Source organism: Chachezhania sediminis (assembly GCF_009765275.1).
GTDB lineage: Bacteria > Pseudomonadota > Alphaproteobacteria > Rhodobacterales > Rhodobacteraceae > Chachezhania > Chachezhania sediminis.
Map to the genome: position 1 here is coordinate 242804 of NZ_VOPH01000005.1, position 26687 is coordinate 269490.

At 65.5% G+C, this 26687-nt stretch carries 29 protein-coding genes; 16 read left to right on the forward strand and 13 right to left on the reverse strand.

What is annotated here, in order from left to right; translation table 11 throughout:
* Positions 1-2 precede the first annotated feature (2 nt).
* The gene (locus FQK05_RS16820) at positions 3-503 is read right to left on the reverse strand and encodes a type III secretion system chaperone family protein (protein WP_158969265.1); all 501 of its coding nucleotides are present in this window, start codon (positions 501-503) and stop codon (positions 3-5) included.
* A gap of 391 nt (positions 504-894) precedes the next feature.
* Here FQK05_RS16820 and FQK05_RS16825 point away from each other — a divergent pair, with 391 nt between their 5' ends.
* Entirely contained in the window at positions 895-1269 is a 375-nt protein-coding gene (locus tag FQK05_RS16825) for an MliC family protein (RefSeq protein ID WP_158968941.1), read from the forward strand.
* Between the two features lie 75 nt (positions 1270-1344).
* On the opposite strand, the gene FQK05_RS16830 is transcribed toward FQK05_RS16825, so the two are convergent.
* On the reverse strand, positions 1345-1587 hold the full coding sequence (locus FQK05_RS16830) for an accessory factor UbiK family protein (protein ID WP_158968943.1): 243 nt from the start codon (positions 1585-1587) through the stop codon (positions 1345-1347).
* A gap of 95 nt (positions 1588-1682) precedes the next feature.
* Here FQK05_RS16830 and lgt point away from each other — a divergent pair, with 95 nt between their 5' ends.
* From lgt to pgeF, 3 genes are read left to right on the forward strand one after another with little or no spacing between them, the layout of a single operon-like run.
* Complete coding sequence (gene lgt / locus FQK05_RS16835) at positions 1683-2579, forward strand: prolipoprotein diacylglyceryl transferase (protein ID WP_158968945.1); 897 nt, start codon at positions 1683-1685, stop codon at positions 2577-2579.
* A complete protein-coding gene (locus FQK05_RS16840) occupies positions 2576-3643 on the forward strand; it encodes a class I SAM-dependent methyltransferase (protein ID WP_158968947.1) in 1068 nt (355 codons plus the stop codon). Before lgt ends, FQK05_RS16840 begins: the two co-directional genes overlap by 4 nt.
* Positions 3640-4404 (forward strand): peptidoglycan editing factor PgeF, encoded by a 765-nt coding sequence (gene pgeF / locus FQK05_RS16845; protein ID WP_158968949.1) that lies wholly within the window; start codon positions 3640-3642, stop codon positions 4402-4404. The genes FQK05_RS16840 and pgeF overlap by 4 nt, the downstream gene beginning before the upstream one ends.
* Positions 4405-4657: 253 nt before the next feature.
* Here pgeF and FQK05_RS16850 read toward each other — a convergent pair whose 3' ends face one another.
* Positions 4658-5158, reverse strand: a complete 501-nt coding sequence (locus FQK05_RS16850; RefSeq protein WP_158968951.1) for an Lrp/AsnC family transcriptional regulator — start codon at positions 5156-5158, stop codon at positions 4658-4660.
* A gap of 215 nt (positions 5159-5373) precedes the next feature.
* On the opposite strand from FQK05_RS16850, the gene trxB reads away from it, so the two are divergent.
* The 5 genes from trxB to FQK05_RS16875 all read left to right on the forward strand — a co-directional run bounded on the left by trxB (position 5374) and on the right by FQK05_RS16875 (position 11877).
* A complete protein-coding gene (gene trxB, locus FQK05_RS16855) occupies positions 5374-6315 on the forward strand; it encodes a thioredoxin-disulfide reductase (RefSeq protein ID WP_158968953.1) in 942 nt (313 codons plus the stop codon).
* Between the two features lie 54 nt (positions 6316-6369).
* The gene (locus FQK05_RS16860; RefSeq protein WP_233270550.1) at positions 6370-8064 is read left to right on the forward strand and encodes an adenylate/guanylate cyclase domain-containing protein; all 1695 of its coding nucleotides are present in this window, start codon (positions 6370-6372) and stop codon (positions 8062-8064) included.
* Between the two features lie 191 nt (positions 8065-8255).
* A complete protein-coding gene (locus FQK05_RS16865; RefSeq protein ID WP_158968957.1) occupies positions 8256-9974 on the forward strand; it encodes a bifunctional sulfate adenylyltransferase/adenylylsulfate kinase in 1719 nt (572 codons plus the stop codon).
* A 115-nt stretch (positions 9975-10089) separates the two neighbouring features.
* Positions 10090-10920, forward strand: a complete 831-nt coding sequence (locus tag FQK05_RS16870; RefSeq protein WP_158968959.1) for a hypothetical protein — start codon at positions 10090-10092, stop codon at positions 10918-10920.
* Positions 10921-11013: 93 nt separating this feature from the next.
* Positions 11014-11877 (forward strand): glycosyltransferase family A protein, encoded by an 864-nt coding sequence (locus FQK05_RS16875; RefSeq protein ID WP_158968961.1) that lies wholly within the window; start codon positions 11014-11016, stop codon positions 11875-11877.
* Between the two features lie 62 nt (positions 11878-11939).
* On the opposite strand, the gene FQK05_RS16880 is transcribed toward FQK05_RS16875, so the two are convergent.
* Positions 11940-12164: a DUF1150 family protein gene (locus FQK05_RS16880; RefSeq protein ID WP_158968963.1), complete on the reverse strand. Its 225-nt coding sequence runs from the start codon at positions 12162-12164 to the stop codon at positions 11940-11942.
* Positions 12165-12169: 5 nt separating this feature from the next.
* Complete coding sequence (locus FQK05_RS16885; protein WP_158968965.1) at positions 12170-12583, reverse strand: Hsp20 family protein; 414 nt, start codon at positions 12581-12583, stop codon at positions 12170-12172.
* A gap of 188 nt (positions 12584-12771) precedes the next feature.
* Here FQK05_RS16885 and FQK05_RS16890 point away from each other — a divergent pair, with 188 nt between their 5' ends.
* The 3 genes from FQK05_RS16890 to FQK05_RS16900 all read left to right on the forward strand — a co-directional run bounded on the left by FQK05_RS16890 (position 12772) and on the right by FQK05_RS16900 (position 14658).
* Positions 12772-12996: a YdcH family protein gene (locus tag FQK05_RS16890; RefSeq protein WP_158968967.1), complete on the forward strand. Its 225-nt coding sequence runs from the start codon at positions 12772-12774 to the stop codon at positions 12994-12996.
* A 110-nt stretch (positions 12997-13106) separates the two neighbouring features.
* The gene (purE, locus tag FQK05_RS16895; protein WP_158968969.1) at positions 13107-13595 is read left to right on the forward strand and encodes a 5-(carboxyamino)imidazole ribonucleotide mutase; all 489 of its coding nucleotides are present in this window, start codon (positions 13107-13109) and stop codon (positions 13593-13595) included.
* The gene (locus FQK05_RS16900; RefSeq protein WP_158968971.1) at positions 13588-14658 is read left to right on the forward strand and encodes a 5-(carboxyamino)imidazole ribonucleotide synthase; all 1071 of its coding nucleotides are present in this window, start codon (positions 13588-13590) and stop codon (positions 14656-14658) included. Before purE ends, FQK05_RS16900 begins: the two co-directional genes overlap by 8 nt.
* Before the next feature lie 137 nt (positions 14659-14795).
* Here the strand turns inward: FQK05_RS16900 and FQK05_RS16905 are convergent, their stop codons facing one another.
* From FQK05_RS16905 to FQK05_RS16925, 5 genes are all read right to left on the reverse strand, one after another.
* Positions 14796-15950, reverse strand: a complete 1155-nt coding sequence (locus tag FQK05_RS16905; RefSeq protein WP_158968973.1) for an alpha-D-ribose 1-methylphosphonate 5-triphosphate diphosphatase — start codon at positions 15948-15950, stop codon at positions 14796-14798.
* A gap of 100 nt (positions 15951-16050) precedes the next feature.
* The gene (locus FQK05_RS16910; RefSeq protein WP_158968975.1) at positions 16051-17184 is read right to left on the reverse strand and encodes a bactofilin family protein; all 1134 of its coding nucleotides are present in this window, start codon (positions 17182-17184) and stop codon (positions 16051-16053) included.
* A 159-nt stretch (positions 17185-17343) separates the two neighbouring features.
* Positions 17344-18984, reverse strand: coding sequence for a chaperonin GroEL (gene groL / locus FQK05_RS16915; RefSeq protein ID WP_158968977.1), 1641 nt, complete (start codon positions 18982-18984; stop codon positions 17344-17346).
* 46 nt (positions 18985-19030) lie between these two features.
* Complete coding sequence (locus FQK05_RS16920; RefSeq protein WP_158968979.1) at positions 19031-19342, reverse strand: co-chaperone GroES; 312 nt, start codon at positions 19340-19342, stop codon at positions 19031-19033.
* A gap of 293 nt (positions 19343-19635) precedes the next feature.
* Positions 19636-20301, reverse strand: coding sequence for a DUF2161 domain-containing phosphodiesterase (locus FQK05_RS16925; RefSeq protein ID WP_158968981.1), 666 nt, complete (start codon positions 20299-20301; stop codon positions 19636-19638).
* Between the two features lie 179 nt (positions 20302-20480).
* Between FQK05_RS16925 and FQK05_RS16930 the strand changes: the two genes are divergently transcribed.
* On the forward strand, positions 20481-21401 hold the full coding sequence (locus FQK05_RS16930) for a manganese-dependent inorganic pyrophosphatase (RefSeq protein WP_158968983.1): 921 nt from the start codon (positions 20481-20483) through the stop codon (positions 21399-21401).
* A 165-nt stretch (positions 21402-21566) separates the two neighbouring features.
* Positions 21567-22259, forward strand: a complete 693-nt coding sequence (locus FQK05_RS16935; protein WP_158968985.1) for a DUF4336 domain-containing protein — start codon at positions 21567-21569, stop codon at positions 22257-22259.
* 143 nt (positions 22260-22402) lie between these two features.
* Here the strand turns inward: FQK05_RS16935 and FQK05_RS16940 are convergent, their stop codons facing one another.
* The 3 genes from FQK05_RS16940 to FQK05_RS16950 are packed head-to-tail and all read right to left on the reverse strand — an operon-like array spanning position 22403 to position 24960.
* Positions 22403-23173: a LamB/YcsF family protein gene (locus tag FQK05_RS16940; protein WP_158968987.1), complete on the reverse strand. Its 771-nt coding sequence runs from the start codon at positions 23171-23173 to the stop codon at positions 22403-22405.
* A gap of 12 nt (positions 23174-23185) precedes the next feature.
* A complete protein-coding gene (locus tag FQK05_RS16945; protein ID WP_158968989.1) occupies positions 23186-24208 on the reverse strand; it encodes a 5-oxoprolinase subunit C family protein in 1023 nt (340 codons plus the stop codon).
* Positions 24205-24960 (reverse strand): 5-oxoprolinase subunit B family protein, encoded by a 756-nt coding sequence (locus FQK05_RS16950; RefSeq protein ID WP_158968991.1) that lies wholly within the window; start codon positions 24958-24960, stop codon positions 24205-24207. The genes FQK05_RS16945 and FQK05_RS16950 overlap by 4 nt, the downstream gene beginning before the upstream one ends.
* 180 nt (positions 24961-25140) lie before the next feature.
* On the opposite strand from FQK05_RS16950, the gene FQK05_RS16955 reads away from it, so the two are divergent.
* Together FQK05_RS16955 and FQK05_RS16960 are read left to right on the forward strand one after the other, a co-directional pair.
* Positions 25141-26016, forward strand: coding sequence for a TIGR01459 family HAD-type hydrolase (locus FQK05_RS16955; protein ID WP_158968993.1), 876 nt, complete (start codon positions 25141-25143; stop codon positions 26014-26016).
* Positions 26017-26118: 102 nt separating this feature from the next.
* The gene (locus FQK05_RS16960) at positions 26119-26562 is read left to right on the forward strand and encodes a MaoC family dehydratase (RefSeq protein ID WP_158968995.1); all 444 of its coding nucleotides are present in this window, start codon (positions 26119-26121) and stop codon (positions 26560-26562) included.
* Positions 26563-26687 lie beyond the last annotated feature (125 nt).

Genomic DNA, 26687 nt, shown 5'->3' on the forward strand with positions numbered 1-26687 from the left:
ACTTACGCGCGGCCGTAGGCCTCTGCAATCGCGACCTGCAGGGCTTGTGCCGGGGTCTTGTCGCCCCAGATCAGAAGCTGCAGCGCCGGATAGTAACGCTCGGCCCCGGCCACAGCCGCGTGGATCATGGTGTCGATCTGGTCGGGGCCGGCCATCTGGCCCCCCGACAGCACCAGCCCGTAGCGATAGACCATCAGCCCCTGCGCCGGCCAGTACGAGAAGGCACCGACCCAGCTGCGATCGTTGATGTCGTTGACCAGTTCGTAAAGTTCGGCCCGCTTCTCCTCTGGCGGGTCCAGTTCGAAGGTGCAGACCAGTCGCAGCGTCTCGTCATAGGCCGACCAGGCCAGAGTCAGCGAATAGGTTCGCCACTGACCTTCCACCGCCATGGCGATCTGGTCGTCGCCCAGACGGTCGAAATCCCAGTCATAGTCCGCCGCAAGGGTCTCGACCATGTCGATGGGGTGGATGTCGATGTCGTGATCCAGCTCGAGTAGGGCCATCATGCCACCTCTTTGTAGGCTAGAGGTTTGCTGCGCTTGTCGCCGCAAATTCTAGGTGCCTGCTCAATTGGGCGGGGCGCGGGAGCCCTGCCCACACTACATATGGTGCTAGCAGTGCAGTGGTCTGGCAACCCTTTATTTGGGGATATCTCGTTTAACTTGTGGATGGTCCGGGATCTATCCACAATATGCCGCATTCGAAGGCAATCCGGGATCCTGCCCCGAGACGGCAATGCGGGCCCCGAACCGGGACGGGGCACCACAGATCGTGCCGTCATCCCGAAACCGGGACTGGCGCCCGGCGGTCCGAACGGTCAGGATCGTCACAGGCGATTTTCGCCCCCCGGTTGTTCGCCGGGGCACGACCCCGGCAACGGACAGGAGCCGCCCAATGAAACATCTTGCACTGATCGCCGCTGCCACGCTGGCCGCTGCATCGCCCGCCCTGGCCCAGGTGGACGGGCCGACCGTCACCATCTCCCTTGACCTGCAGCCGCCGGTCAATGTCATCCCGACCGACTATGATTGCGGCGACGCAGGGACGCTGTCGGCAACCTATGTCAACGCAGACCTGAACGAACTTGTGGTGCTGGAGCTGGAGGATTCCACCCTGCTGCTCACTTCGGCCATCTCGGCTTCGGGCGCGCGGTACACGGCGGGTGTCTATGAATGGTGGGTCAAGGGCGACGAAGCCACGATGCGCAACCAGATAGCGGCCGAAGATGCGGATCCGATCCTGACCTGCAAGGCACTGGCGGACGAATGATCCACCGCGGCGCCACGGAATGGCGCCGGGCTTGGGCTGTCGGCGTGGCGGCGGGGTAGCCCCCCGCCCTACGCGTTACTTGCGGGCTTCCAGCGCGGCGATGCGCGCCTCCAGCGCCGCGTTCTCTTCGCGGGCCTTCTGGGCCATGGCGCGCACGGCGTCGAATTCCTCGCGCGTCACCAGGTCGCGGTCGGCCAGCCAGCGGTCGAGCATCGACTTGACCGCGTTTTCCGCCTCGTCTCGCGCCCCCTGGGCGACACCCATGGCATTGGTCATGAGGCTCGAGATATCGTCAAAGATCTTGCTGCGGGTCTGCATATGTCATCTCTCCGTCAGGTTGGTCCCTATATGGGCAGAACAGACGCAGCCGGCAAGGTTGACTTGCCCCCGATCCTGAAGGCAATGACGCGACCATGCAGGCCGTACTGACGTTCCCAGACATCTCGCCCGAAGTCTTCTCGTTCACGCTGTTCGGGATGGATTTCGCCCTGCGCTGGTATGCGCTGTCCTATATCGCGGGCATCGTGGTGGCCTGGCGGCTGTGCGTCATGGCGCTGAACCGCCCCCGCCTGTGGCCGGGCGAGACGCCACCGATGACCGCCCGCCAGTTCGAGGACATGCTGACCTGGGTCATCCTTGGCGTGATCCTGGGGGGACGGCTGGGTTTCGTCCTGTTCTACCAGCCCGCCTATTACCTTGCGAACCCGGTCGAGATCCTGAAGATCTGGCACGGCGGCATGTCGTTCCACGGCGGCTTCATCGGCACCATCGTGGCAGTGTTCCTGTTCGCGCGAAAGCAGGGGATTTCCTTTGCCAGCGTGGCGGACCTGTGTACCCACGCCACGCCCCCGGGCCTGTTCTTCGGCCGCATGGCCAATTTCGTGAACGCCGAACTGTGGGGCCGGCCCTCGGAGGTGCCCTGGGCCGTGATCTTCCCGGGCGAGGCCGCGCAGTTCTGCCCCGATGTCGTGGGGGTCTGCGCCCGCCACCCGTCGCAACTGTACGAGGCGCTGCTGGAGGGCGTGTTGCTGGGGGCCGTGCTGCTGTGGCTGGTCTATCGCCGGGGCGCGTTCCGGATGCCGTTCTTCGTCAGCGGCGCCTTCCTTGCCGGCTATGGCGTCGCGCGGTTCTTCGTCGAATTCTTCCGCCAGCCGGATGCGCAATTCGTCAGCCCCGGCAATCCGCTGGGCCTGGCCTTTCACGTCGAAGGCTGGGGCGTCACAATGGGACAGACCCTGTCCACGCCGATGATCCTGATCGGGGTCGCGGCGATGCTGGTCAGCTGGTCCCGCCGCCCGAAGACGGCATGAGCCTGCAAGACGCCCTGATCGCCCGGATCCGTTCTGCGGGCCCGATGACCGTGGCGGACTACATGGCGGAATGCCTGTGGCACCCGACATCGGGCTATTACAGCACCCGCGACCCGCTGGGCGCAGGCGGCGATTTCACCACCGCACCCGAGATCAGCCAGATGTTCGGCGAACTGGTGGGTCTGGCCATGGCCCAGGCCTGGCTGGATCAGGGGGCCCCTGCCCCTTTCACGCTGGCCGAACTGGGCCCGGGCCGCGGGACACTGATGGCCGACGTCCTGCGCGCCACGCAGCGGGTGCCGGGCTTCCACGCCGCCGCCCGGGTCGTGCTGGTCGAGGCGTCCGAGCCCTTGCGCGCAGAACAGGCGGCCTGTGTGACCGACGTCGCGCCGAACTGGGCCGACCGGACCGAGGACCTGCCCCAGGCGCCCCTGTTCCTGGTCGCCAACGAATTCTTCGACGCCCTGCCGATCCGGCAGTTCCTGCGCGATGGCGACGGCTGGCGGGAACGGCTGATTGCCGCGAACGAGGATGGCCTGCACTTCGCCCTTGGCCCCGCAAGCCCCCAACCCGCGCTGCAGCACCGGCTGGCCGACACGCGGGACGGCGATCTGGTGGAACTGTGCGAGGCCGCGCACCCGGCCTTCGACGCCGTCGTCAGCCGCATCGCCGCCCATGGCGGCGCGGCGCTGGTGATCGACTATGGCGGCTGGCATTCGCTGGGCGACACGTTGCAGGCGCTGAAGGCGCACGCCCCCTGCCCCCCGCTGGAAGATCCCGGGCAGGCAGACCTGACGGCGCATGTGGATTTCGAACCGCTGGCGCAGATGGCGCAGGCCGCCGGTTGCGCCGTGGCGCCCCTGACGCCGCAGGGCGTGTTCCTGGAACGGCTGGGCATCACGGCGCGGGCACAGACGCTCGCGCGCAATCTTGCCGGCCCGGCGCTGGACGACCATATCGCCGCCCATCGGCGGTTGACGCACCCGCAGGAAATGGGAAACCTGTTCAAGGTGCTGGGCCTTGTCGCGGACGGGGCGGCACCGATTGCGGGAACAAGTTCATGACCACCTCGACGCTCGACATCGTCACGTCGGACAGCCTTGCGCCGGTCCGTCACGGCTTCTTCACGCGCCGGGGCGGGGCCTCGTCGGGGATCTTCGCAGGGCTGAACTGTGGCCTGGGATCTTCGGATCAGTCGCAGGCCGTGGCCATCAACCGCGCACGCGTGGCCGAGGCGATGGGTGTGGCCCCGGATGCGCTGGTCACCGTGAACCAGGTCCATTCCCCCGACGTAATCGTCGTGACCGGCCCGATGGAGGACCGACCCAGGGCCGACGCCATGGTGTCGAACACGCCCGGCCTGGCGCTGGCGGTGCTGGCAGCGGACTGCCAGCCGGTCCTTTTTGCCGATGCGCAGGCCGGCGTGATCGGCGCGGCCCATGCCGGCTGGCGCGGGGCCTTGGGCGGCGTACTGGAAGCGACGCTGGACACAATGGAAGCCCTGGGCGCGGACCGCGCCCGCATCGCCGCCGTCATCGGTCCCTGCATCAGCCAGCGCGCCTACGAGGTCGGCCCCGAATTCTTCGAGGACTTCATGATCGAGGACCCGGAATATGCCCGCTTCTTCGCTGGCGGCTCCGCAGACCGGATGATGTTCGACCTGCCGGGCTTCGGGCTTTACCGCCTGCGCCAGGCCGGTGTCGGATCGGCCGAATGGACCCGGCACTGCACCTATTCGGATCCCGCCAGTTTCTATTCCTATCGCCGCGCCACCCATGCGGGCGAAGCGGATTACGGCCGGCTGATCTCCTGCATCCGGCTCTGACCTGCTGTAACCCGGGATCACGGGTCCCGCGACACGCCCCCTGCCCGCACAGGATCGGCGTGATGCCCGTCCGGGGAAGTCCCCGAGCCACGCTTGCCGCCGTCAGGGCGATATCCTGTCCGGGTCAACGCGTTTCACTGCCACCGTCCGACAGGTTGTCCGGCTGAACGGCAGGCACTGACCCGGGAACAAAGAACGCCCGGTTATGCCTTCCGGCATGCCCCGGCGCTTTGGGACTGGAGAAAGAAAGGGATCAGGCGGTCCGGCTCAGCCGGTCTTCCATGACCTCGAAAGGCACGCCGGGCTCGTCCTTGGCGGCCCGGATCACCAGCGAGGTCTTCACGCTGGCGACGTTGCGGGTGGTCAGCAGTTCATCGGTCAGGAAGGCCTGGAAGCTGGACAGGTCCGGCGCCACGCATTTCAGGATGAAGTCGACCTCGCCGTTCAGCATGTGGCATTCACGGACCAGCGGCCAGTCGCGGCAGCGTTCCTCGAAGGCGGCCAGTTCGACCTGGGCCTGGCTTTCCAGACCGACCATGACGAAAACCTGCACCTCGAAGCCCAGGTCGCGGGCGTTGACCTCGGCATGGTAGCCGCGGATCAGACCCTGCTCTTCCAGCGTGCGAACCCGCCGCAGGCAGGGAGGTGCGGAAATGCCCACCCGCTTCGCCAGTTCGACATTGGTCATCCGCCCGTCGGCCTGCAGTTCGGACAGAATCTTGCGGTCGATCGGATCCAGACGGGCGTCGGGCATTCACTACTCTCCAGGGTTTTGCGTTTCTTATAGGTTGGAGCAATGCTGCGCAATATTGTTTCGCTGCAGCGCAAAAGCTTGCGGCTCCTGCGTCAGCTATTGCCGTGTCTCGCCGGGGGCTTCAACTCTGTAAGTCACCTCTCTATATCCTCTGTCCGACCCAACCGCTTCACCCATCGAAGCCACGAGGCCCTTTGAGCCACGAGGATTGTGCAATGTCCGACCCCCGCCACGTGAAACTGCTGATCATCGGGTCCGGCCCGGCCGGCTATACCGCGGGCGTCTATGCGTCGCGTGCCATGCTGGAACCCGTGCTGATCCAGGGCATCGAGCCCGGCGGCCAGCTGACCACCACGACCGAGGTCGAGAACTGGCCGGGCGAGTCCGAGATCCAGGGCCCCGACCTGATGGTTAAGATGGAAGCCCATGCCCGCGCCATGGGGACCGAGATCGTCAGCGACATCATCACCGAACTGGACCTGCAGGAACGTCCGTTCACGGCCAAGGCCGACAGCGGCGCGGTTTACAAGGCCGATGCGGTGATCCTGGCGACCGGTGCCCGCGCCAAATGGCTGGGCCTGCCGTCGGAAGACAAGTTCAAGGGCTTCGGCGTCTCGGCCTGCGCAACCTGTGACGGCTTCTTCTATCGTGGGCAGGAAATCGTCGTGATCGGCGGCGGCAACACTGCCGTGGAAGAGGCGCTGTTCCTGACCAACTTCGCGTCGAAGGTCACGCTGATCCACCGCCGCGATGAACTCCGCGCCGAAAAAATCCTGATCGACCGGCTGATGAAGAACCCCAAGATTGAACCGATGTGGTTCCACGAACTGGAAGAGGTCGTGGGCCAGGACAACCCGATGGGGGTCGAGGCGGTGAAGGTTCGCCATGTCCAGACTGGCGAAATCACCGAGATCCCGGTCAAGGGCGTCTTCGTCGCCATCGGCCACGCCCCGGCCAGCGAACTGGTGGCCGATCAGCTGGAAACCCACATGGGCGGCTATGTCGTGACCAAGCCCGACAGCACCGCTACCTCGATCCCCGGCGTCTTTGCCGCGGGCGACCTGACCGACCACAAATACCGTCAAGCCGTTACCAGCGCAGGGATGGGGTGCATGGCAGCCCTTGAGGCGGAACGGTTTCTGGCCGAAAACGAATAGGCCGCCCTGCCCGCTGCAGGACACACTGCGGCGGGCATGGAGAGGACCTGGCGTGTGAACGCTCTGTGGCATGGGAACTGGGCGACACGGGCGCGGATCGTTTCCGGGCTGATCCTGTTCCTGTTCGCGCTGACCCATTTCCTGAACCTGGGGCTTGGGCTCTTTTCGTCGGAATGGCTGGAAACGGCGCAGGTCTGGCGCAAGGCGGTGACCCGCAGCGGGCCCGGGTCGGCCATCCTGGCGCTGGCGGCGCTGGTCCATGTCGGCCTGGCCTTCCGGCACGTCCTTCGGCGGCGCAGCCTGCGGATCCCGTTCCGGGAATGGGCCCAGATCGGCCTGGGCTTCCTGATCCCGGTATTCCTGATCGCCCATGTGGTCCACACCCATGTCGCGGCGGCGATGTTCGATGTCGACGACCAGTATGCCTATCTGATCGCGCTGATCTGGGGCACGCGTGACGGGCTTTACCAGACGCTGCTGATCCTGATCGTCTGGACCCACGCCTGTATCGGCCTGCGCATGTGGCTGCGCGCGGCGCCGTGGTGGGACCGGGCTGTTCCCTATCTCAGCGCCGGCGCGGTCATGGTCCCCGCCTTCGCCATGACCGGCTATCTGGTCGAAGGCCGGCGCATTGCGCCGCTGAAGGCCGACCCGGACGCTTTCTGGGCCTATGCCGAGACAATCAACTTTCCCGATGCCGAAGCCTTTGCCACGCTGGCCCGAATCAGCGGCACCGCCTTCGACATCTTCCTGGCGCTGGTCGGTTCGACATTGCTGTGGCAGCTGGTCCGCCAGATCGCGACCCGGCGCCGGTCGGTTCGGATCCGCTACATCGACGGGCCCGAGGTGCTGGGGCGGCGCGGCGCGACGCTGCTGGAGATGTCGCGCGCCAATGGCGTGCCGCATACGGCGCTGTGCGGAGGACGCGGGCGCTGTTCCACCTGCCGGGTGATCGTCGAGGATGGCGCCGCCTTCTTGCCACCCCCCGACGAGGCCGAGGCGCGGACCCTGCGCGCGGTCGGCGCGCCGACCAATGCGCGTCTGGCCTGCCAGATCAGCCCCGAAAACGACCTGGCCGTCTTTCGCGTGTTCCAGCCGGATGGCAAACGCGGCCGGGCCCATGCCAGTCAGGGCGAGGAACGGCGCCTGGCGATCCTGTTCCTGGATATGCGCGGCTTTACCGCCCGCACGTCAGGTCAACTGCCCTATGACGTCGTCTTCCTTCTGAACCGCTTCTTCGATGCCGTGGTGCCCCCGATCATGCGGTCGGGAGGCACCGTCGACAAATACCTGGGCGACGGTTTTCTTGCAGTTTTCGAAGCGCCTGACGCCGCAACTTCGGCCAGGGACGCGCTGGAGGCGGTGCGCCAGATCGGCACCGCGCTGGAGGCGTTCAATGCCGGACTGGCCCGTCATGGCGATACCGAGATCAAGATCGGCGTGGGCCTTCATCTTGGCCTGCTGGTCCTGGGCGAAATCGGCGCCGCCGGAAATGCCCCCCGCACCCTGATCGGCGACACCGTCAACATCGCATCGCGGCTGGAAGCGATGACGAAGGAAGCCGGGGTCGAGCTGCTGGTCTCTGCCGAAGTGTTGACCGCGGCCGGGTTCGATCCGGCCGACCTGCAGATGCAGGACTTCGAACTGCGCGGCCTGGACCACCCCATGCCGGCCCTGCCAGTACCCCGCTGTGCCGGGCTGGACGAGTGCCTTGCCGCTACGGCAGGCACGGCCGAGCGCACGAGTTGACGCCGACATTGCTGCGATGCGGTAAAACTTTTCGCACCGGCAGCATTCCGCCGCTTTTGAAAGGGACAAATGCACGCATCGAAGGCCCTTCCGGCCTTGCATGCTGGACAATTCGAGGCTGACCGGTCTAAGGCTCAGCCGGCCGCGCCGCCCCATCGGCCCCACAAAGCACAATTTTTTCGAGAGACGTTATGACCATGCTGAGCAATCTGGCCCCGGTCCCGGAACTTTATGTTTCCTACGAGTCCGCGCAGAAACTGAAAGTCGAGGCCGCAGACCTCAAAAGTCACGATCTGTCTCCGCGCCAGATCTGCGATCTGGAACTGCTTATGAACGGCGGCTTCGCCCCGCTCAAGGGCTTCCTGACCGAGGCCGACTATAACGGCGTGGTCGAGAACATGCGCACCGCCGACGGCACGCTGTGGCCGATGCCGATCACCCTGGACGTCACCCAGGCGTTCGCGGACTCGATCGAGATCGGCGAAGACATTGCGCTGCGCGACCGTGAAGGCGTGATCCTGGCCACCATGACGGTGACCGACCGCTGGACCCCAGACAAGGCGAAAGAGGCCGAACTGGTCTTTGGCGCCGACGACGACAAGCACCCGGCGGTCTATTATCTGCACAACCAGGCCGGCCCCGTGTACCTGGGCGGCCCGGTGACCGGCATCCAGCCGCCGGTGCACTATGATTTCCGGGCGCGTCGCGACACGCCGAACGAACTGCGCGCCTATTTCCGCAAGCTGGGCTGGCGCCGCGTCGTGGCCTTCCAGACCCGCAACCCGCTGCACCGCGCGCACCAGGAACTGACCTTCCGCGCCGCAAAGGAAGCCCAGGCCAACCTGCTGATCCACCCGGTCGTCGGCATGACCAAGCCGGGCGACGTCGACCACTTCACCCGCGTGCGCTGCTATGAAGCCGTGCTGGACAAGTACCCGGCATCGACCACCACGATGTCGCTGCTGCCGCTGGCCATGCGCATGGCCGGCCCGCGCGAGGCCGTCTGGCACGGGCTGATCCGCAAGAACTATGGCTGCAGCCACTTCATCGTGGGCCGCGACCACGCGGGCCCCGGCTCGAACTCGAAGGGCGAAGACTTCTACGGCCCCTACGATGCACAGGACCTCTTCCGGAAGCACCAGGAAGAGATGGGCATCGAGATGGTGGACTTCAAACACATGGTCTGGGTCCAGGAACGCGCTCAGTACGAGGCCATCGACGAGATCGAGGACAAGGATAAGATCACGATCCTGAACATCTCGGGCACCGAACTGCGCCGCCGCCTGGCGGAAGGCCTGGAAATCCCGGAATGGTTCTCGTTCCCGGAAGTGGTCGCAGAACTGCGCCGCACCAAGCCGCCGCGGTCCAAGCAGGGCTTCACCGTCTTCTTCACCGGCTTCTCGGGGTCGGGCAAGTCGACCATCGCGAACGCGCTTATGGTCAAGCTGATGGAGATGGGCGGCCGCCCGGTGACGCTGCTGGACGGCGACATCGTCCGCAAGAACCTGTCGTCGGAACTGGGCTTCTCGAAAGAGCACCGCGACCTGAACATCCGCCGCATCGGCTATGTCGCGTCCGAGATCACCAAGAACGGCGGCATCGCGATCTGCGCCCCCATCGCGCCCTACGCGACCACCCGTCGCGCCGTGCGCGAGGACGTCGAATCCTATGGCGCCTTCGTCGAGGTCCACGTCGCGACCACGATCGAGGAATGCGAAAAGCGTGACCGCAAGGGCCTGTACAAGCTGGCCCGCGAAGGCAAGATCAAGGAGTTCACCGGGATTTCCGACCCCTACGACGTGCCGGAAAACCCCGAACTGCGGCTGGAAACCGAAGGCACCGATGTGGACAACTGCGCCCACCAGGTCATCCTGAAACTGGAAAGCATGGGCCTGATCGCCGCCGAGTGATTGCCTTCACGCTGACGATTTCCGAAGCCGCCCCGGTTCATCCGGGGCGGTTTTCTTGTTCTTCGCCCCCTGCTTCTGATAGAGCGCCATGGAAGACCCGATGGATCCGCACCGCATGAAACTGGCAACGTTCTGGCATTCCGGCCGAGTTCACAACCTGGGCGCGCTCTGCCTTGCCTCGTGGCTCGACCACGGGTTCGAGGTGGACCTCTATTCCTTCGACACGCCCGACAACGTGCCCCCGGGCGTGACCGTGAAGGACGCCGAACCGGTCCTGTCGCGATCCTATATCGACCGGCTGAAGCCGGTCCTTTACGCCGAACGCGGCCCCGGCCAGTCGATCGTCAATTTCAGCGACCTGTTTCGCATCCGGATGATGGAAGACGGGCTGGGCCTGTGGCTGGACACCGACATCCTGCTGTTCCGTGGGTTCGAAGTGGATCCCGCGAAGCCCTATTTCGCGTGGGAGGACGGGCACCGCATCGGATCGCCCGTGTTCTATCTTCCGCAGGGCAGCCCGATGATCCCCGACTACAAGAAGGTCTTCGACGATCCCGACCTGATGCCCCACTGGCTGGGCTTCCGGCGCCGCGTGCTGAAGCCGATGCTGTGGCGCTTGCAGGGGAAGGAATATTCGCCCCGCGATCTGGGCATGACGATCTACGGCAACGATGCCTTCACGCGGCTGGCCAAGAAGCACGGGCTGCTGAAATATGCACTGGGGCCGAAACCGTTCTATTCCTGGAACGGCAAGGAAACGAACAAGTTCTACATGGCAAACAGGCACTGGGAGATCGAGGACGACCCCGAGGTCATCGGCATCCACGTCCACCGGAAGGAAATCGCCCACCTGCGCCCTGCCCCAGGTAGTCTTTACGAACGGGCCATGGCACGCTACGCGGATCACTTGCCGGCCGACATGGTCTGGGAAGACCCCGCCCCCTAGGAGCTGGGCCAAAGCGGCCCGAAGACTGACCAGCCGGAAGCGACAGGCCCGCCCGTCGCTTAGCCGACGCCCCAAGGACCCAAAAGCAGCCCCATGATTGTTGTTTCCCTGTCGACCATCCCCCCCCGTTTCAACATGCTGGGCGGTGTTCTTCAAAGTCTTCTGAACCAGCGTCAAAAGATCGACGAGATCCGGGTGAACATCCCGCGCACCTATCGCCGTTTCCCGGAGCACGCATTCACGGAACCGGACCTGCCCGAAGGCGTCACCCTGCGCATCTGCGACGAGGATTTCGGCCCCGCGACCAAGGTGCTGCCCGCGCTGCAGGACTATCGCGGGCGCGAGGACGTGCGGATCTTCTATTGCGACGACGACCGGGTCGCGCATCCGACCTGGGTGGAAGAGTTCGTCAGGATCTCGAAATCGCGGCCCAGGGACTGCATCGTCAATTCCGGCCTGGACCTGAAGCAACTGGGCTTCGACACGATCAAAGGCCGGTCGCCCTGGAATCTCTATGTTCCCGGGCGTCGCCGGTTCGACATGGTCTATCGCGGCCGCCGCATCAAGCAGCAGGTGAAACAGCTGTGGACCGGAAAGAAGCTGCCCAAGCCGCCGCGCGGACCGGCCTATGCCAAGAACGGCTATATCGACATCGCCGAAGGCTGCGGCGGCGTCCTGGTGAAGCCGCATTTCTTCGACGACAAGGTCTTTGACGTCCCGGCCAAGCTGTGGTCGGTCGACGACATCTGGCTTTCCGGGATGCTGGAACTGAAGGGCACCGGCGTCTGGATCAACCGGCAGGGACAGATCCCCCCCGAGATGAAGGCTGCCACCGACTCGGCGCTCTACATGGCCGTGATCGAAGGCTATGACCGGACCGAGGCGAATGCCGCCTGTGTCCGCTATCTGCAGGAAACCTACGGGATCTGGCCGAACCGGGAAAAGCCGGCCGCCTGAAGGTCACCACCCGAACGTTTTGCGCCCCGGGCAGGTCCCGGGGGCGCGTGTTCAGCGAAAGGTCAGTGCACCGTGACCGGGGTCAGGTCGTGCTGGCGGGCCAGCGCGAAAGCCAGGTTGCGGTCGGCGACCAGCGCCAATTGCTGACCGTCGGCGTCATGCACGGCATAGACGCGGGTCAGGTCTTCCATCTGCGACTGGACCTCTTTCGGCAGGTCCTTGGCTTCGACCGCCTTCACGTAAACGATGGACTTGCCCGTGGGCAGAAGATCGATGGGCGTATTCATAAGACTTACCCCTTTCTGATATTGATCGTCTGGACGACCGGTTCCTGAACCGCGCGCGTCAGGTCGACATGCAGCAGGCCGTTTTCCATCACCGCCTCGCCCACCTCGACTCCGTCGGCCAGCACGAAGGTGCGCTGGAACTGTCGGGCGGCGATTCCGCGGTGCAGGAACACCCGGCCGTCACTGTCGTCGGCCTGCCGTCCGCGGATCACCAACTGGCGGTCCTCGACGACGATCGACAAATCGCTTTCGGAAAACCCGGCCACGGCAAGCGTGATCCGGTACGAACGATCGGAGGTCTGTTCGATATTGAACGGCGGATAACCTTCGTTGCCCGACTTGGAGGTACGCTCGAGCAGCCGTTCAAGCTGTTCGAAGCCAAGCAGGTGCGGATACGCGCCCAAGGTAAGTTTCGACACCGGTTTCGTCCTTATGTCAAAAGCGACGGAACGCACGGTCCCGTTCTGGCAACCGTGCAGGGGTTAATATGGGTGGAAATCATCACTGTAACAAGGGCTAGGCTTGTCCGGTTTCGCCTCGTATTATCGTCACTGCCGAATTCGTTAACCGGCCCGACAAGGGGCCGCTGCAGGTTCCGGGAGCAGCAATGAACGCGCCAACCGATCTCTCGATGAAGACCGAAGAGGTACTGCGGTTCGAACTGGAAGTCTTTCGCCAGCAGCACCGCGACCTGGACGAGGCGATCCATGCCCTGGTCGAACGCGGCACCTCGGACCAACTGACCCTGCAGCGCCTGAAGAAGCAGAAATTGCAGCTGAAGGACCGCATCGCCCGGATCGAGGACTGGCTGACCCCCGACATCATCGCCTGAGCGGTTTTCACGGCCGCCTGATCGCGACTCCGCATTTCGCTGCCATTGCGTGCGGGTGGGCTTTGGCTTAAGCCTCCGACTTCCTTTCGTTGCTGAAGCGGGACAAGTGCATGGCAGATGTGCAAGTGGGCATCATCATGGGCAGCCAGTCGGACTGGCCCACCATGAAGGAGGCGGCCCAGATCCTGGATGAACTGGGCGTGGCGCACGAGGACCGCATCGTGTCCGCCCACCGCACGCCGGACCGGCTGTGGGACTATGGCAAGACCGCCGTCGACCGTGGGCTGAAGGTGATTATCGCCGGCGCCGGCGGGGCCGCGCACCTGCCCGGCATGATGGCGTCGAAGACCCGTGTGCCGGTGATCGGCGTTCCGGTCCAGACCCGTGCGCTGTCGGGGGTCGACTCGCTCTATTCCATCCTGCAGATGCCCCGCGGCTTTCCCGTTGCCACCATGGCCATCGGGTCCGCCGGTGCCGCCAATGCCGGCCTGATGGCCGCCGGGATCCTGGCCCTGACCGATCCCGCATTGGCTGCCCGCCTGGACGCCTGGCGCGAGGCGCTGTCTGCGTCGATCCCCGAGGCCCCCGTCGATGACTGATCCCCTTCCCTCCGGTGCCGTGATCGGCATCCTGGGCGGCGGCCAGCTGGGCCGCATGCTGTCCGTCGCAGCCTCCCGTCTGGGTTTCCGGACACATGTCTACGAACCCGCCGCCAACCCGCCTGCGGGGCACGTGGCCGACGTGGTGACCACCGCCGACTATGATGATGCCGAGGCGCTGGCGCGCTTCGCGGCATCGGTCGACGTGATCACCTATGAATTCGAAAACATCCCGACCGAAGCCCTGGACCTCCTGGAAGCCGCCAAACCGATCCGCCCGGGGCGCGAGGCGTTGCGGGTCAGCCAGGACCGGCTGACGGAAAAGAGCTTCCTGAAGGATCTGGGCCTCGCTACGGCCCCCTTCGCGGATGTGACCTCTGCCGCCGGCCTCGACACGGCACTGGCCGACATCGGGGCGCCCGCGATCCTGAAGACCCGCCGCTTCGGCTATGACGGCAAGGGGCAGGCGCGGATCATGTCCCCGGACGATGCCGCACCCGCGCTGGAGTCGCTGAAGGGCGCCCCGGCGATCCTGGAAGGCTTCGTCGACTTCGACCGCGAGATTTCCGTCATCGCGGCCCGCGGCCTGGACGGGGCGGTCGCCTGTTTCGACCCGGGCGAGAATGTCCATGCCGAAGGCATCCTGCGCACCACGACCGTTCCGGCCTCGCTGACGGCTGCGCTGCGGACCGATGCGGTGCTGCTGGCGGCCCGGATCCTGAACGCGCTCGACTATGTCGGCGTCATGGGGGTGGAGCTGTTCGTGACCCGCGCCGGTCTGGTGGTGAACGAAATCGCGCCCCGGGTCCACAATTCGGGGCACTGGACGCAGAACGGCTGCACCGTGGACCAGTTCGAACAGCACATCCGCGCCGTGGCCGGCTGGCCGCTGGGCGACGGGCAGCGCTATGCGGACGTGGTCATGGAAAACCTGATCGGCGCCGATATCGACCGCGTTCCGGACCTGGCCAAGGCCCCCGACACGGCCCTGCACCTTTACGGCAAGGCGGAAATGCGCCCCGGCCGCAAGATGGGGCACGTCAATCGGATCGTGCGCGGCTAAGCACCCGGGCGGAACGTCGAATGTTACGGCAAGAAGGGTAGCGGCCGTCCCGCCGGACTGCCGCGAAGCGCCCGCCCCATAGGGCGGGCGAACCGTTACCCGGCCTGCGGCAAGGTGGGACGACTCGTTCGACAGCTCTACCCGATCAGCCGTGCCGCCAATTCGCCGGACAGGTAGCTGATCCGCCCGCCGGCCATCGTGCCGGCCACGCGGCGCGTTTTCTCATCCAGAATGGTGATGTCCGCCCGAAGTCCCGGTGCCAGCCGGCCACGGTCGGACAGACCAAGCGCCTTTGCCGGTCCCTCGGACAGCATCCCCCAGGCTTCGGCAAAGGAACAGATCCCTTCGTCCGACAGCATGAAGGCCGCGCGGCGCATCGACGGATAGTGGTAGTCCGACGCCAGCGCATCCACCAGCCCGGCGCGGGCCAGGTCGCGCACGCCGATATTGCCCTTATGGGACCCGCCCCGCACCACATTGGGAGAGCCGCCGATCACGGTGGAGCCGCTGTCCTTCGCCGCCGTTGCGGCCTCCAGCGTCTCCGGGAACTCGGCAATCGTGGCGCCGCGGGCAGCCCAGGTGGCGCGGTCCTCGGCCGTGGCCTCGTCATGGCTGCCAAGGCGAACGCCCGCGGCGGCCAGCGTCGCGGCCAGTTCGGTCACGGCGGCCGGCACCTCGGCCTTGCGGTCGTGCAGGCGCTGCAGCAGCGCCCAGTGGTCGTCGGGGTTCCGCCCCGCCTTCAGCGCCTGACCGGTCAGCTGCTTGGGCCTGCGCCCTGCCGCCAGGCGGTCGTGCTGAAGGTGGTCGTTGAAGACGACGTAAGGCACCTCCCACTCCGCCACCTTGGCGGGGATCGCGGGATAGTCGTCCATCAGGTGGATTTCGAACCGCAGTTGCGGGATCAGGGTCGACGGCACCTGCCCCTTCACCCGCTTGATCGACCGAAAGACCGTGTCGGCGAATTCGGGACCGCGCAGGCCGCCTTCCCACGAATAGAACTGCGCCAGCACGCCCGTCGTGATGCCGGCGGCTGCCAGTTCTGCCTCGGCTGCGACAATGCCGTCGTCCACGTTGGTATTGGCGCCGCGGCGGGGGGCGACATGGCGTTCGAAAGCGTCGCCGTGAATGTCGACGATGCCCGGCAGGACGATGAAACCCGTCAGGTCCACCGCCCGGCCCACGGGCGTATCGACGATCAGACCGTCGGCAATGGACAGGGTGCCCGGTTCCAGCCCGGCGCCATCGGGCGACAGGATCGGGGCGTTCGTCAGATCGAGGGAAAGCGCACTCATCGGTCCGGCACCGCCATCATCGGGGAAGATGGCGCAGGGCTTACAGGGGACCGGCGGAAAGGGCCACCCGCCCGCGGCGTCGCAGGCGGGTGAAGCCGGTTCAGTAATAGTCGCTGCGGACCATGTTCGGGAACAGCCAGGCGATGATCCCGCCGATACCCACCAGGAACAGGAGCATGTAGAAGATCCAGCCGAAGAACGGGATCAGGCAGATCAGGCCCGCGACCAGCGCGCCGACACCCGCCGAGATCGCCCGCTGACCCGTGGTCGTGGGTTCGCCCCGTCCCACGATTTCCAGAAGCTTCACGCCCAGCGCATAGGCGCCCACGACCTGCCCCAGGAAGGCCGCCAGGAAGGCCAGCACCACGACGGCGGGCAGAAGCAGGATACCGATCAGGGTCATGACCAGCAGGACGCCGCCGCCGATGATCGTGCTTTCGGTGACGAAGCCACGCGCCAGCGACCGGCCGGGGGCGGCCAGGATCGACCGGCGCATCTTCGCCATGGCCTCGGGCATCAGGGCCGCGATCAACGCTGCCACGATGGCGATGGACAGGACGCCGCCCAGGAAGGACCAGATCATCGTCGACTTCGACGGCAGCACCTCGGTCGGGTCCGGCATGTCGTCCGTGTCCAGTTCCTGCCGTTCGATATTGTGAAGCGCCGCGATCCGTTCCGGGATCTTCAGCTGGCCCTTCTCGGGCTCGTGCAGGCGCACGGTGCCTTCGACCTTGGCATTGGGCCCGAAATCCATCGACCGGCCGGCAAAGACCAGATCGCCCGAGATCACGCCGTTCACCTGCAGATCCTCAGCGAAGATCAGGGCGTAGCCGCCGACATTCCCGTCCAGCACGATCTTGGAGCCGCTGGCGCGGATATTGCCCGCCACGTCGTCCTTCACGTCGACATTCATGCCGAAGGCGGTGACGTTCCCCGCGACCGGGCTGGCCACGGTCACGTACTGACCCATGGAATAGATGTCGCCGCCGACCGCGCCGTTCACCGTCACCTTGCGACCGAACAGATGCGCCGTGCCGCCGATATCGGCGGTCGCCGTGATCGTCTCGCCCAGCGCAAAGACATCCTGCTTGCCCGGCCTGTCCAGATCGACGGTGGCGCCGGCCTCGAACACGTCATTGGCGATGTCATAGATGCTGGGCGCATCGTCGTTGTCGTCGGCCCAGGCGGCCGTTCCCAGCACGGTCGCCACAAGAATACCCAGAATTGCACGCATATTGTCGTCCCCCGGAACACGGCCCGTCTTTGGCGGGTCGATGCTACACTTGCTTGCACGGAGGCACGGTGCAAGCCGATCCTTTGCCGCAATGCGGCAAGACCGAACGAAAAAGGGGGCCACGAAGGCCCCCTTTCCCATCGGTTCTGCAGGCGCAGATTACATCATGCCGCCCATGCCGCCCATGTCGGGCATGCCGCCGCCGGCCGGAGCGTCTTTCTGCGGCTTGTCGGCCACCATCGCTTCGGTGGTGATCAGCAGGCCAGCGATCGAGGCTGCGTCTTCCAGAGCGGTGCGGACAACCTTGGCCGGGTCGATCACGCCGAACTTGAACATGTCGCCATATTCTTCGGTCTGCGCGTTGAAGCCGAAGGTCAGGTCGTCGGACTCGCGGACCTTGCCGGCAACCACAGCGCCGTCGACGCCGGCGTTTTCGGCGATCTGGCGCAGCGGCGCTTCGATGGCACGACGCACGATGGCGATACCGGCGTTCTGGTCGCTGTTGACGCCTTCCAGGCCTTCCAGGGCCTTGCCGGCCTGAACCAGGGCAACACCGCCACCGACGACGACGCCTTCCTGAACGGCCGCGCGGGTCGCGTTCAGCGCGTCATCGACACGGTCCTTGCGCTCTTTCACTTCGACTTCGGTCATGCCGCCCACGCGGATGACGGCAACGCCGCCGGCCAGCTTGGCAACACGTTCCTGAAGCTTCTCACGGTCGTAGTCCGACGTGGTCTCTTCGATCTGGTTGCGGATCTGAGCGACGCGCGCTTCGATCTCGGCCTTCTCGCCAGCACCGTCGACGATGGTGGTCTCGTCCTTGGTGATCGCCACTTTCTTGGCCGAGCCGAGCATGTCCATGGTGACGGACTCGAGCTTCATGCCCAGGTCTTCCGAGATCACCTGGCCGCCGGTCAGGATCGCGATGTCCTGCAGCATGGCCTTGCGGCGATCGCCGAAGCCCGGTGCCTTGACGGCTGCGATCTTCAGACCGCCGCGCAGCTTGTTGACCACCAGGGTCGCCAGCGCTTCGCCTTCTACGTCTTCGGCAATGATCAGCAGCGGCTTCTGCGACTGGATCACCTGCTCGAGCAGCGGAACCATCGGCTGGAGCGACGACAGCTTCTTCTCGTGCAGCAGGATGATGCAGTCTTCGAGTTCTGCGGTCATCTTGTCGGCATTGGTCACGAAGTACGGCGACAGGTAGCCACGGTCGAACTGCATGCCTTCGACGACGTCGGTTTCCGTTTCGAGACCCTTGTTCTCTTCGACGGTGATGACGCCTTCGTTGCCGACTTTCTGCATCGCGTCGGCGATCTGGCGGCCGATTTCGGCTTCGCCGTTGGCCGAGATGGTGCCGACCTGTGCGACTTCGTCGCTGTCGGTCACGTCACGGGCCGCGGCCTTGATCGCTGCGACGACCTTGGCGGTTGCCATGTCGATGCCGCGCTTCAGGTCCATCGGGTTCATGCCCGCTGCGACCGACTTCATGCCTTCCTTGACGATGGCCTGGGCCAGAACCGTCGCGGTGGTCGTGCCGTCACCGGCTTCGTCGTTGGTGCGGGAAGCGACTTCCTTCACCATCTGTGCGCCCATGTTCTCGAACTTGTCTTCCAGTTCGATTTCCTTGGCGACAGACACACCGTCCTTGGTGATGCGCGGTGCGCCGAACGACTTGTCCAGCACCACGTTGCGGCCTTTCGGGCCCAGCGTCACCTTGACCGCGTCGGCCAGGATGTTCACGCCCTTGAGCATGCGGTTGCGGGCGTCCGTATTGAACTTGACGTCTTTAGCAGCCATGTTGCGTTCTCCTAATCAGATCCTTGGGTCAGACGATGCGAAGCGTTCAGGCAGCTTTCGCTGCAGCCGCGTCCGACATGATGCCCAGGATGTCGCTTTCTTTCATGATCAGCAGCTCTTCGCCGTCGATCGTGACTTCGGTGCCGGACCACTTGCCGAACAGGACGCGGTCGCCTGCCTTGACGGTCATCGCGATCAGCTCGCCCGAGTCCTTGCGTGCGCCTTCACCGCATGCGACGACTTCGCCTTCCGACGGCTTTTCTTTTGCGCTGTCGGGGATGATCAGACCGCCCTTGGTCTTCTCTTCGCTTTCCACACGGCGCACCAGCACCCGGTCATGAAGCGGAGTAAATGCCATCTTTGCAGCTCCTTGAGGCTCAAAGTTTCTCCCTAGCGCCCGGTCGGGTCCGGAAATGTCCGGTCGGCTCCGGGCGATTAGCACTCGGCTTGGGTGAGTGCTAATTGATCGGCTAGTTAGGCAACGCCTGCCTGCGTGTCAACGGGCCTGCGCGGGATTGTACGGAATTTTTCGCGTCTCCCTGCCAGTCGCGGCGTTGCTCTGGATCCGTGTCCTAACCGGGCATGTAGGAAGCTCGCGCCGCCCCTGAAACCCGACCCGGCCCAAATCGGCGGATAATGGCGGGTGGACCGTCAGTCGCCCCAGCTATAGGCCCAGTGCTTCAGGCCGTCGCGGCCCTTGTCTGTGATGCCATAGATCCCCGTCGCGACCCGTTCGAACCAGCCGTAATGGTTATCGGCCATCACCCGCGTCGCCGCCTTCACGCCCGTGGCCCTGGCCACCATCGCGCCCTTGCAGGGCCCCTCGCCGGCCAGATGTGCCGCACAGCGCAGCGCGTCCTGCCGGTAGGCGGTGACAATCCCGTGCCGGGTGGCGCCGCCATCGTTCGGATCGCCCTCCAGCCGTTCGAACTCGCGCAGCAGGCGGGCCTTCTTCTGCTTCGACTGCCGGGGCGCGTAAGGCCCGGGATCGCACTGCACCTCGGTCCGGCCGTCGGGCAGCACGGTGATCAGGCCCAAACCCAGGCGGCGGCACAGGCCCGTATTGTCCTTCAGTGCACGCCGCGCGGTGCGTCCTGCGGGCTTCGGGACCGCGATATAGACATGATCGGTAACCTTCAGCCGCTCCATCGCCTGCAGGTAGAGCGCCAGCGCGAAGCCGCGCTTCAGCTCCACGATCACCGGATCTTCTGCGCCGCGGCACGCCACGATATCGGCCGCGCCGACCTCTCCCTTCACGACATAGCCCTGCCGCTCCAAAAGCGCCTTCACCGGTGCGTATAGGTCCGTTTCCCGCATCGATTTCGATCCTACCGTGCTCGATTCCACCGTCCAGAGCCGATGCAGCCCGGAGTCCTGCCAAAATCGGCCCAAAACGCGTCCATTTGACACCGAACCGGCCGCTTCGCGACCGTGACAAGGCCCAAGGGCACTCCTATAAGGCGCCAAATTTGCTGCAAGCGCGACAGGATCCTGCCATGACCACCCTCGTTCTGGGCCACAAATCCCCCGACACCGATTCCACCGGCTCTCCCATCATCTGGGCTTGGTATCTCAACACCGTGAAGAACGTTCCGGCCAAACCGGTGCTGCTGGGCGAGCCCAACACCGAAGCGGCCTTCATGCTGACCCACTGGGGCCTCGACAAGCCCGAGATCGTGTCGGGCCTGGACGCTGGCACGCCGGTCGTGATCGTCGACACCAACAACCCGGCCGAGCTGCCTGACGGCATCAACGACACCGACATCCAGGCCATCATCGACCACCACAAGCTGGTCGGCGGTCTGGAAACCAAGGGCCCGATCGACATCACGATCAAGCCGGTCGCCTGCACCGCGACGATCATGTACGACCTGATCGGCGACGACTATGCCAAGATGCCGAAAGAGGTGAAGGGCGCGATGCTGACCTGCATCCTGTCCGACACGCTGGCCTTCCGCTCGCCCACCACCACCTCGCACGACACGGATGTGGCACAGAAGATCGCCGACGACCTGGGCGTGGACATCGAGGCCTATTCCACCGACATGTTCGCCGCCAAGTCCGACGTTTCGGCCTTCTCCGAAGCGGAACTGATCCGCATGGACAGCAAGGCCTACGACGTGGGCGACAAGTCGTTCCGCGTTTCGGTCCTGGAAACCACCTCGCCCCAGACCGTCCTGTCCCGCAAGGCCGCCTTGATCGAGGCGATGCCGGGCGTGTCCAAGGAAGACGGTGTGGACGACGTGCTGCTGTTCGTGGTCGACATCCTGAAGGAAGAATCGACCCTGCTGATCCCCAGCGACCTGACCAGGGCAGTAGCCGAGAAGAGCTTCGGCGTTTCGGTGTCGGGCGACGAAGTCGTCCTGCCCGGCGTCGTCAGCCGCAAGAAGCAGATCGTCCCCGTCCTGGCGATGTGATCCCGGCGGATCTGTTCAACGATACGCTATTGCACATGCCCCGGCGCGGGCATGTGCCCCCCTTTGGGCCGGAAGGCCCGTCCCGGATCCCCGCGGATTTGGACAAACACGTGCCTCGCGGTGTAGAAGGTCAACCGACCTCGTCTTTTTCCGGCAACCGTTTCCATGATGCAATTCGGGCCCGACCTGTGGCTGTTCGACGGCCCCGCAGTGACGGGGGCCGGCGGCTTCCGGTTTCCCACGCGCATGGCCGTGGTCCGCCTTCCCGGCGACGGCGGGCTCTGGGTCTGGTCCCCCGTGGCCCTGACGGCCGAGATCCAGGCCTCCGTCGATGCGCTCGGCGCTGTCCGCCACCTGATTGCGCCTAACAGCCTGCACTACACCTTCCTAAAGGAATGGGCGCAGGCCTATCCCGACGCGATTGTCGAAGCGGCCCCCGGCCTTTCGCCGAAGACCGTCGGGACAGCGATCCATGCGCCCCTTGGGAACACCCACGATCCCGCCTGGGCCGGAGCGGTGGACCAGGTGACCGTACCCGGCAACCGGATCACGACCGAGGTCGTATTCTTCCACGCCGCGTCTTCGACCGTGTTTGTCACCGACCTCGTCCAGCAGATCCCGAACGACTGGTTCAATGGCTGGCGGGCGCTTGTCGCACGGTTGGATCTGATGACGGCCGCCGTCCCAAGCGTGCCGCGCAAGTTCCGCATGGCGACGACGGACAGGGCCGCGGCCCGCAAGGCCGTGCGCCGCATTCTGGACTGGCCCGCCGACCAACTGGTCATGGCTCATGGCACACCTTTGCGGGAGGGCGGGCAGCAAACCCTTCAAAACGCCTTTCGCTGGCTGACCGACTAGAACACCCCGCCTTTCAGAACCCGCCACCTCCCGACACAAGGTTCCGCCTTCGGGTCGGCGAGGAGGATCGCGCAGGCGACCCGACGGGGGATGGGTGAGCGGGCCAGCCCGGAGGCGGGGCCGCAAGGCGTTTGACCGGGAGTTCAGACGGCCCGGCCCAAAGGCGCCACTGTGACCCCGGCCGTCTCCAGCCCGTCGCGCACGGCGCGGGCCAGTTCCACGGCTTCGGGGGTGTCGCCATGGACGCAGATCGTGTCGATCGAGGTCGGGATCTCCACGCCCGTTTCGGTGATGATCGCGTCGGATTTCACCATGTCGACGATCCGGGCCGCGGCTATTGCGGGGTCGTGGATCACGGCGCCGGGCTGGCGGCGGTCGACCAGCTGGCCGTCTTCCCTGTAGGCGCGGTCGGCAAAGATCTCGCCGGCCCAGCCGCAGCCCAGTTCGCGCACGGCCTGTTCCATCGGGGTGGCGGCCAGCACCATGATGATGATGTCGGGGTCAATGTCCAAAGCGGCAGAAAAGAGGCTCTTGGCCATTTCCACATCCTCGGACGCCATGTTGGACAGGGCGCCATGCAGCTTCAGGTGCCGCACATCGGCGCCCATGGCCTTTGCCATCCCCAGCGAGGCCGCGAACTGATAGCGGACCCAGTTCTGCAGCGTGGCCATCGGCACGTTCATCCGGCGCCGGCCAAAACCCTGCAGGTCCATGAACCCGGGATGGGCCCCGATGCCGACCCCGTTCTGATGGGCCAGCCGCATCGTATGGGCCATCACATCCGGGTCGCCCGCATGGAAGCCGCAGGCGATGTTGGCCGAGGTCACGATCTCCAGCAGGGCCGCGTCGTTGCCCATGGTCCAGGCGCCGAAGCTTTCGCCCATGTCCGCATTCAGATCCACAGTCCGGGTCATCTTCCCGCTCCTCTAGCTGTCCGTTAAGGGATCGTCCCAGGCCGACACCGCCCCATCGATCAGGCGATAGGCCAGAAGGTCCGACATCTCGTGCACATTGCGCACCAGCGGGCGCATGGCGCGGCGCAGGTGTCTGGCGTGGTCGCGCCGCTTTGCCTCGATTTCCAGCGCATCGTCCAGCGTCACGAAGCGGAAGCGCACGGGCGCGCCCTGCTGCGCCTGCGCCACGCGGGGCAGATCCGCCGGGATCACCGTCCCGATCCGCGGATAGCCACCCGTGGTCCCGCATTCCGGCAGCAGGACGTAAGGCAGCCCCGTCCCGGTCATCTGGACGTCGCCGGGCACGATGACCTCGGACAGGATGTCCAGCTGCCCGTCGGCGGCGAAACCTTCGCCCTCCGACAGCATCTCTACCCCCATCCGGTTGGCACGGCCGCCGCGTCTGAATTCGGTCGCCTCGAACCGGGCCAGGGTGTCTTCGGCAAAAAGCGCTGTCTGCAGGCTGGCCACCACCCGGATCTCGCCCCCGTTGAAGCGGTCGGTGCCGTCCAGCAGCTGCCCCGACAGGCCCGCACCACCGCCGGCCGGCAGGAAGGCGCCGCTGGAAACCGGTTTGCCCAGCCCTGCGGCCAGATGCGCCGACCGTGCGCCCATGACCAGAGGCATATCGATCCCGCCGCCCAGATGCAGGTAGCCATAGACCCCGGCCCGCGCGCCGCCGATCTGCAGGACCTGTCCGGGTTCCATCGCGTGCGAGGCATTCCAGGCCAGCGGCCAGTCGTCCAGCGTGGCTGCCATGGGGGCGCCGGTCAGGGCGATGCGCAGGGGGCCTTCGGCCACGAAGCGCCCGCCGGTCGCCGGCATCTCCAGAGCGGCAAGGTCCGGCCCCTGCCCCAGCAGCGCCGCGCCTTCGGCCAGGGCCAGCAGGTCGGCCGCGCCGCCGGGCGACAGGCCGCGGTCCCGGAAACCCGGCCGGCCCGGATCCTGCACCGTGGCCGCCGGCCCGATGGATTGCACGCGCAGGCCCGGTTTCATGCGATCTCTTCCACTTTGGCCCCGCCCATGCCCGTCGCGTTGTCGGCCCGGATCGCTTCGAGATCCGCCGGCCCGATGGCGGTGAACCGCATCTCGTCGCCGGGCTGCAGGGCAAAGGGCTCCTCTGCCTCGGGCCGGAAGCCGCGGAACGCGGTCTGGCCGACATGGCGCCAGCCGGTGGGGGTTTCCGAGGTGAAGACGATGACCTGCCGGATCGCCAGCACCAGCGCGCCTTCCGGGACCTTCGGCGTCAACGCCTTCTGGCGTGGAATGTCCCAGGCGGGCGTCAGCGGACCCATGTAAGGCATCCCCGGCGCAAAGCCGATGGTCAGGACACGCACGGTCTGGGAAGTCAGGCTTTCGATAGCCTGATCCTCGGTCATGCCGGCCTCGGCCGCGGCCTCGCCCAGCTGGGGGGCCAGGTCGGTCCCGAAGACCACGGGCACGGTCCACAGCCGGCGACCATCTGGCAGGGGCGCATTCATCCAGTCGCGACCCGCCAAAAGGCCCTCCAACCGCCCCCGGATGGCGTCGTGCGGCACGTACAGCGGATCGAACCGCACATGGACCGAGGTCAGCGTCGTGGCCGTTTCGATGACCCCGTCCCATTCCGCCGCATCGACGGCGGCACGAAAGGCCAGGGCGGCACAATTGGCGCGATCTTCCAGAACCGGGGCGAAGGTCACAAGCATGCCGTCGATCCCGACTGTCCGGATCAGCGGAAATGTCCCTTGCGTGCTGTCTGTGCCCATGTCGACCCCTTCGTTGGCGCCGATCCTGCGCGCGGGGGTCAACGCCTGCAACCGGCAATCGTGCCGCGGCATCAACGCAGATTAACGGCACCCTTTTCAGGGCACGTATTTGCCGCACGCGCGTTGCCAAGGTAGGAAGGCTGCGACACAAGCCCCAAGGTCAATGCCGGAAAGGACGCCATGACCCGCATCATCTCTGCCCTGAGCGAGATCGCCAACCAGTACGACGCTCTCTATGTCGATCTGTGGGGCTGCCTGCACAACGGTATCGAAGCATTTCCGGACGCGGTCGCAGCGTTGCAGGCCTATCGCCGGAACGGCGGGACGGTGGTCCTTGTCACCAACTCGCCCCGCCCGCGCAACAGTGTGGCCGCCCAGATCAAGGGCTTCGGCGTGCCGGAAGACGCCTATGACGCCATCGCCACCTCTGGCGACAGCGCGCGGGCCGCGATGTACCAGGGCGCCGTGGGACAGAAGGTCTGGTTTATGGGCGAATGGGAACGCGACGCCGATTTCTTTCACCCGCTGAAGATCCAGGACAACCCGGTGGAAATCGAACGGGTTGAACTGAAGGACGCCGAAGGCATCGTCTGCTGCGGCCCCTTCGATCCGCTGGCCGACCCGGCGGTGAACCGCGCGGATTTCCTGTGGGCCAAGAACGAAGGCATGAAACTTCTGTGTGCCAATCCCGACATCGTCGTCGACCGGGGCGAGGAACGGCAGTGGTGCGCGGGCGCGCTGGCCCGGCTTTATGCCGAAATGGGGGGCGAAAGCCTCTATTTCGGAAAACCGCATCCGCCGATCTATGACCTGGCCCGGCGACGGCTGGCGGCGCTGGAACGGGACGTGCCCGCGGACCGCATCCTGGCCATCGGCGACGGCGCCCATACCGACATCGACGGCGCCATGGGAGAGAACATCGATTCGCTTTTCATCACCGGCGGCCTGGCAGCGGCCGAGACGAAAACCGCCGATCAGCCGGATCCCGACGCGCTAAGCGAATATGTGGCAAAGGAAAACGTCGCGCCCACCTACGCGATCGGGTTTTTGCGATAGCTGCAATTGCAGCTTGCTTTTCTGCGCCTGCGAAGTAATAAAGTTGCCCACCATGGTCGCCAGACAGCATTTTGTTACGCGACCGATTTCAGCGAGGGTGCCATGCTGGACAATCAGCCGCGCGGAACGATCTGTATCGAAGATCTCGAAATGGGAATGTCCCGTTATCTGCAGAAAACGGTGACGGACGAAGACATCGAGCTGTTCGCCAAGGTATCGACGGACCACAACCCGGTGCACCTTGACGACGACTATGCCAACCACACGGTGTTCCACGGCCGGATCGCCCACGGGATGCTGACCGCGGGCCTGGTGTCCGCGGTGATCGGCGAACAGCTTCCGGGTCACGGCACGATCTACATGGGCCAGACACTGAAGTTCCTGGCGCCGGTCCGCCCGGGCGACACCGTCCGGGCCGAGGTCACGGTGACGGCCATCGACCACAAGAAACGCCGCGTGACGCTGGATTGCGTCTGCACCGTGGGCGACACCAAGGTGCTGGCGGGCGAGGCGACGGTTCTGGCGCCGTCCCGCAAGTTCGACTGACCTGAACGAAAGATGGCGGGCCTGCGCCCGCCCCGTTCCCCGTGCGGCAGCGGCCATCCGACGGCCTGCCGCTGCGCCGCCCTGCCGGGCGGGACGTCAGGACCGACACGCGTTTCCGGCGGTTT

What these genes read in the sequence shown, in the direction of transcription:
- FQK05_RS16820 (WP_158969265.1), bottom strand. Translation starts at nt 503, where the DNA reads ATGGCCCTACTCGAGCTGGATCACGACATCGACATCCACCCCATCGAC.
- FQK05_RS16825 (WP_158968941.1), top strand. Translation starts at nt 895, where the DNA reads ATGAAACATCTTGCACTGATCGCCGCTGCCACGCTGGCCGCTGCATCG.
- FQK05_RS16830 (WP_158968943.1), bottom strand. Translation starts at nt 1,587, where the DNA reads ATGCAGACCCGCAGCAAGATCTTTGACGATATCTCGAGCCTCATGACC.
- lgt (WP_158968945.1), top strand. Translation starts at nt 1,683, where the DNA reads ATGCAGGCCGTACTGACGTTCCCAGACATCTCGCCCGAAGTCTTCTCG.
- FQK05_RS16840 (WP_158968947.1), top strand. Translation starts at nt 2,576, where the DNA reads ATGAGCCTGCAAGACGCCCTGATCGCCCGGATCCGTTCTGCGGGCCCG.
- pgeF (WP_158968949.1), top strand. Translation starts at nt 3,640, where the DNA reads ATGACCACCTCGACGCTCGACATCGTCACGTCGGACAGCCTTGCGCCG.
- FQK05_RS16850 (WP_158968951.1), bottom strand. Translation starts at nt 5,158, where the DNA reads ATGCCCGACGCCCGTCTGGATCCGATCGACCGCAAGATTCTGTCCGAA.
- trxB (WP_158968953.1), top strand. Translation starts at nt 5,374, where the DNA reads ATGTCCGACCCCCGCCACGTGAAACTGCTGATCATCGGGTCCGGCCCG.
- FQK05_RS16865 (WP_158968957.1), top strand. Translation starts at nt 8,256, where the DNA reads ATGACCATGCTGAGCAATCTGGCCCCGGTCCCGGAACTTTATGTTTCC.
- FQK05_RS16870 (WP_158968959.1), top strand. Translation starts at nt 10,090, where the DNA reads ATGAAACTGGCAACGTTCTGGCATTCCGGCCGAGTTCACAACCTGGGC.
- FQK05_RS16875 (WP_158968961.1), top strand. Translation starts at nt 11,014, where the DNA reads ATGATTGTTGTTTCCCTGTCGACCATCCCCCCCCGTTTCAACATGCTG.
- FQK05_RS16880 (WP_158968963.1), bottom strand. Translation starts at nt 12,164, where the DNA reads ATGAATACGCCCATCGATCTTCTGCCCACGGGCAAGTCCATCGTTTAC.
- FQK05_RS16890 (WP_158968967.1), top strand. Translation starts at nt 12,772, where the DNA reads ATGAACGCGCCAACCGATCTCTCGATGAAGACCGAAGAGGTACTGCGG.
- purE (WP_158968969.1), top strand. Translation starts at nt 13,107, where the DNA reads ATGGCAGATGTGCAAGTGGGCATCATCATGGGCAGCCAGTCGGACTGG.
- FQK05_RS16900 (WP_158968971.1), top strand. Translation starts at nt 13,588, where the DNA reads ATGACTGATCCCCTTCCCTCCGGTGCCGTGATCGGCATCCTGGGCGGC.
- FQK05_RS16905 (WP_158968973.1), bottom strand. Translation starts at nt 15,950, where the DNA reads ATGAGTGCGCTTTCCCTCGATCTGACGAACGCCCCGATCCTGTCGCCC.
- FQK05_RS16910 (WP_158968975.1), bottom strand. Translation starts at nt 17,184, where the DNA reads ATGCGTGCAATTCTGGGTATTCTTGTGGCGACCGTGCTGGGAACGGCC.
- groL (WP_158968977.1), bottom strand. Translation starts at nt 18,984, where the DNA reads ATGGCTGCTAAAGACGTCAAGTTCAATACGGACGCCCGCAACCGCATG.
- FQK05_RS16920 (WP_158968979.1), bottom strand. Translation starts at nt 19,342, where the DNA reads ATGGCATTTACTCCGCTTCATGACCGGGTGCTGGTGCGCCGTGTGGAA.
- FQK05_RS16925 (WP_158968981.1), bottom strand. Translation starts at nt 20,301, where the DNA reads ATGCGGGAAACGGACCTATACGCACCGGTGAAGGCGCTTTTGGAGCGG.
- FQK05_RS16930 (WP_158968983.1), top strand. Translation starts at nt 20,481, where the DNA reads ATGACCACCCTCGTTCTGGGCCACAAATCCCCCGACACCGATTCCACC.
- FQK05_RS16935 (WP_158968985.1), top strand. Translation starts at nt 21,567, where the DNA reads ATGATGCAATTCGGGCCCGACCTGTGGCTGTTCGACGGCCCCGCAGTG.
- FQK05_RS16940 (WP_158968987.1), bottom strand. Translation starts at nt 23,173, where the DNA reads ATGACCCGGACTGTGGATCTGAATGCGGACATGGGCGAAAGCTTCGGC.
- FQK05_RS16945 (WP_158968989.1), bottom strand. Translation starts at nt 24,208, where the DNA reads ATGAAACCGGGCCTGCGCGTGCAATCCATCGGGCCGGCGGCCACGGTG.
- FQK05_RS16950 (WP_158968991.1), bottom strand. Translation starts at nt 24,960, where the DNA reads ATGGGCACAGACAGCACGCAAGGGACATTTCCGCTGATCCGGACAGTC.
- FQK05_RS16955 (WP_158968993.1), top strand. Translation starts at nt 25,141, where the DNA reads ATGACCCGCATCATCTCTGCCCTGAGCGAGATCGCCAACCAGTACGAC.
- FQK05_RS16960 (WP_158968995.1), top strand. Translation starts at nt 26,119, where the DNA reads ATGCTGGACAATCAGCCGCGCGGAACGATCTGTATCGAAGATCTCGAA.